This window comes from Kitasatospora sp. NPDC093558 (genome assembly GCF_040683475.1).
GTDB lineage: Bacteria > Actinomycetota > Actinomycetes > Streptomycetales > Streptomycetaceae > Kitasatospora.
In genome coordinates, this window is sequence record NZ_JBFBDY010000572.1 from 1 (window position 1) to 3,956 (window position 3,956).

1 protein-coding gene and 2 pseudogenes are annotated in these 3,956 nt (G+C 70.7%); all 3 read right to left on the minus strand.

The features are described from left to right. Positions 1-92, minus strand: a pseudogene (locus AB0O00_RS31640) (roadblock/LC7 domain-containing protein); the annotation flags it as partial. A gap of 10 nt (positions 93-102) precedes the next feature. Next, complete coding sequence (locus AB0O00_RS31645; protein WP_363657622.1) at positions 103-3,318, minus strand: nitrate- and nitrite sensing domain-containing protein; 3,216 nt, start codon at positions 3,316-3,318, stop codon at positions 103-105. Between the two features lie 543 nt (positions 3,319-3,861). Beyond that, positions 3,862-3,956: pseudogene (locus AB0O00_RS31650) on the minus strand (ATP-binding protein); the annotation flags it as partial.

The following is a 3,956-nucleotide window of genomic DNA, read 5'->3' on the forward strand; positions in this document are numbered from 1 at the left end:
TCCGCGGAGACCACCACGGTGTGGGACACCCCGGGGGTGTTGTCCACGAAATTGGTGATCAGCCAGTTCAGGTTCTGTGCGGCCTGGCTCATCTGAGTCAACTCAACGCTCCTGGTGGTTCGAGCCGCCGAAGAGATCGGTGCTCCGGTTCTGTCCGTTGCCGGACTGGTCTACCTGATCGGGGTCGATCCGGAAGCTTCCGGTGTTGCCGGCGGTGCGGCCCTGCTCCACGCCGCGGCGCAGGTTCGTGAGACGGCCACGGACCTCCTCGGGGCTGCGGGAGACCTGCGGCCCGTCCTGCGGGGTGGGCTTGGCGTTGCCGGCCACCAGGTTCTGCTTGGGGACGCGGCGCGGCAGCCCGGACTGGGTGGTGCCACCGGACGCGGGCTCGCGCAACTGCTCGGCCCGCTGCCAGGCGTTGTCGTTCGGCGACTGCCAGGCGGAGTTGGCGGTCGGGCCGGTCGGGCCGTAGCCGCCGAGCGCGGACACGTCGTGACCGCGCGACTCGGCGGGCGACGAGGTGTCCTTGGCACCGGCGAACCAGTTCGGGGTCTCGCCGTTGGCGCCGGCGGGCGCGGGCGTCCCGACCGGGGCACCGCTCGCCAGCTGCTGGCCGGGGCGGCGCTGCGGCAGCCCGGACGGCAGGGTGGTGGGCTCGGCCGCGGGCAGCGCGGGCGGCTCCGGGGCGTACGGGTGGCTGGTCGCGGCGTCCTGGGCCTGGTGGGCGTACTGGTCGCCGGCGTAGCCGTCGTCGTAGCCCTGGTCCTGGTGGTAGCCCTGGTCCTGGTAGTCCTGGTGCGCGTACTGGTCGTCCGCGTAGCCGGTCTGGTCGTAGCCCTGCTGCGGGTACTGGCCGTACGCGTCCTGGCCGTAGCCGTCCTGCGCGTAGCCGTACTGGTCGTCGGCGTAGGGCTGCTGGTAGCCCTGCTGCGGGGCGTACTGGTCGTAGCCCTGCTGCGGGTACTCCTCCTCGACCTCGACGTCCAGGACCGGCTGCTCGGCGTCCCCGTACGGGGAGGACTCCAGGGCGGCGCGGCGGACCTGGTCGAGGCGCTGGGAGCGCTGGACGGACTCCAGGGCCGGGCTGAACCCGGAGGAGCCGGCGTTGCCGATGCCGGTGAGGTGGTCGTCGAAGCCCAGTTCGGCGGCGCTGCGGGTGCGGCTGTCGGGCGCCCACTCGGAGGTCGGCTCCTGCTCGGCGAAGATGCGCGAGACGGTGAACTGCTCCTCGGGCTCCGGCGCCGGGCCGCCCTTGGTGATGAACGGCGGGAGCATGACCAGCGAGGTGGTGCCGGCCGACTCGCCGGAGGGGCGGAGCTGGACGCGGATGTCGTGCCGCTGGGAGAGCCGGCCGACCACGAACAGGCCCATGCGGCGGGAGATGGTGGCGTCGACCGTGGGCGGCTCGGCCAGCTTCTCGTTGATCTCGGCGAAGTCGTCGGCGGTGAGGCCGATGCCCTTGTCGTGGATCTCGACCAGCACGCGGCCGTCGGGCAGGCGGGTCGCGTTGACCAGCACCCGGGTCTGCGGGCTGGAGAACGAGGTCGCGTTCTCCAGCAGCTCGGCGAGCAGGTGGACGAGGTCGGTCACGGCGGCGCCGACGACCTCGACCTCCGGGATGCCGGACAGCTCGACGCGCTCGTACTGCTCCACCTCGGACGCGGCGGCGCGGAGCACGTCGACCAGCGGGACCGGGGTGTTCCAGCGGCGGCCGGCCTCCTCGCCCGCGAGGACGAGCAGGTTCTCACCGTTGCGGCGCATACGGGTCGCGAGGTGGTCCAGCTTGAAGAGGTTCTCCAGCTGGTCCGGGTCGGCCTCGTTGTTCTCCAGGTCGGTGATCAGCGCCAGCTGGCGCTGGATGAGGCCCTGGCTGCGGCGCGACAGGTTGGTGAAGATCGCGTTGACGTTGCCTCGGAGCAGTGCCTGCTCGGCGGCGAGCTCGACGGCCTGGCGGTGGACCTGGTCGAAGGCCCGGGCGACCTCGCCGATCTCGTCCTTGCCGTGCAGCGGGATCGGGGCGACGGAGGTGTCGACGCGCTCGGGGTCGGTCTTGGAGAGCTTCTCGACGAGGTCCGGCAGGCGGTTGTCGGCGATCTCCAGGGCGGCGCTGCGCAGGGTGCGCATGCCGAGGATCATCGAGCGGGCGACGTAACCGGTGAGCAGCCCGGCCAGGATGAGCGCGGCGACGACGATGACCGTGTTGAGGATGGCGTCGTAGAGCGCGTTGTCCTTGAGGGCGCGGGAGTCGGTGAGCACGTCGTCGAGGAGCGCGACTTCGGTGTTCCGCAGGGCCTGGATGTGGATGCCGGCGGCCTGGTTCCAGTTCTCCGGGGTCAGGCCGGCGTCCTTGGCCTCCTTGAAGGCGGCGTCGGCGGCGGCCTTGCCCTTGCTCTGCCCGTCGGCGGCGGCCTGGCCGTAGGCGGAGGCGAGGTTCAGCAGCGACTGCATGGTCGGCGCGCGGCCGTCGGGCATCTTGTACGCCGAGCGGTCCTGCGAGGTGGCCAGGGCGACCTGCGCGTCGGCGTACTTCTTGGCGTCGACCGGGTCGCTACCGGTGGTGAACTCGGTGATAGCGGTCTGTTCCAGCTTCTCCGAGACCACGACCTGCAGCGTGAGGTCCTGGTTCTCGTAGCGGGTCACCGAGTTCGACCCGATGCCCACGAGCAGGTGCAGCATGAGCGCGCGCTGGGACGAGGCCGCGGCCTTGGCCAGCGACATGGCGTAGATCGCGCGGCCCTTGCTGGCCGCGTTGGTGGAGCCGAGGCCGACCGAGTTGTCGTACGCGAGCAGCGGGGCGAACAGTGTCGAATACGCGTTCGCGGTGGCGCTCGCGAAGAGCTCGCTGCCGTACGCGCTGGCGCGCAGGTGCGGCAGGGCGACCACGAGGTCCTGGAAGGCCTGGTGGCGGCGCGGGAGCTCACCGGACTTGTCCGAGGCGGCGTAGGCGGCTTCGTAGACCTTCAGCGCGGCGTCGGTGGCGGCGCGGGTCTTGGTGACCAGGTTGTCCGGGTCCTGCTTGGTGATCAGCGGTATCAGCGTCTTGTCGCGCTCGGTCTCGAGCGCCTCGGCGAGTTCGGTGGCCGCCTTGGCGAGCTCGGCGGTCTTCTCGGCGCGGGAGGACTTGATGTAGCCGTCGATCGAGGTGTTCACGCGGAGGCCGCCGAACACGAGGCTGATGATGACCGGGATCAGGAGGATCGCGATCAGACGCGTCGGCACGCGCCAGTTGCGCGGCCTGAGGAAGTCGTAGCGGCTGGAGCTCTCGGTGCCCGCGGAGCCGCCGCTGCGGGGCTCCTTCGGGGCGACCGCGGGCGTCACGGGCTGCGGTGCCTGTGAGCGCTCCTCGGTCGGGGTGAACGCGGAGAATCCGGCCGATTCCTTTGCGCTACCGTTCGGCTCGCTCTGGCGGGGCTCGGAGCGCCGCTGCGGGGCGGGTTGCTGCTTACGCCTCACTCGACAACTACCTCTCGGCCGACAGCCGGCCATGGATCAATCCAGCGCTGCCCCGGGCCAGGGTCCGCCGCCGGTGGGCGGGGCGGAAAAAGCTACAGGGGTAGCTGGAATTTCAGCACGTGCAGGGATGGGGGACAAACAGACGTCGAATGCCACCCGCGTCGGCACAATTTGGACATTCGCCGACATGACGGTGCAAAACCGTGGTCTTCTGGCGCTGAGTGACGTGATTCGGCCACGCAGAGTCACTGTTGATCACAAAATGCCTACCGAACTGTTATCCACCGCTTATGAGCGGGTCTTGCGCGGTGCCCCTGCCGGACACCAGCCGGTAAGCAACCCGCCCCGGCGGACCGTCCTGCCGACGGCCCGCCGGGGCGGGGTGTCGCTCGCGACCTCGTGCTCCGCTCAGCGCAGGCGGGCGAGGAGGGCGTGTTCGACGAGGGTGATGAGGGCGCTCTTGGCGCTGTCGCGGCGGCGGGCGTCGAGGGTGATGACGGGGG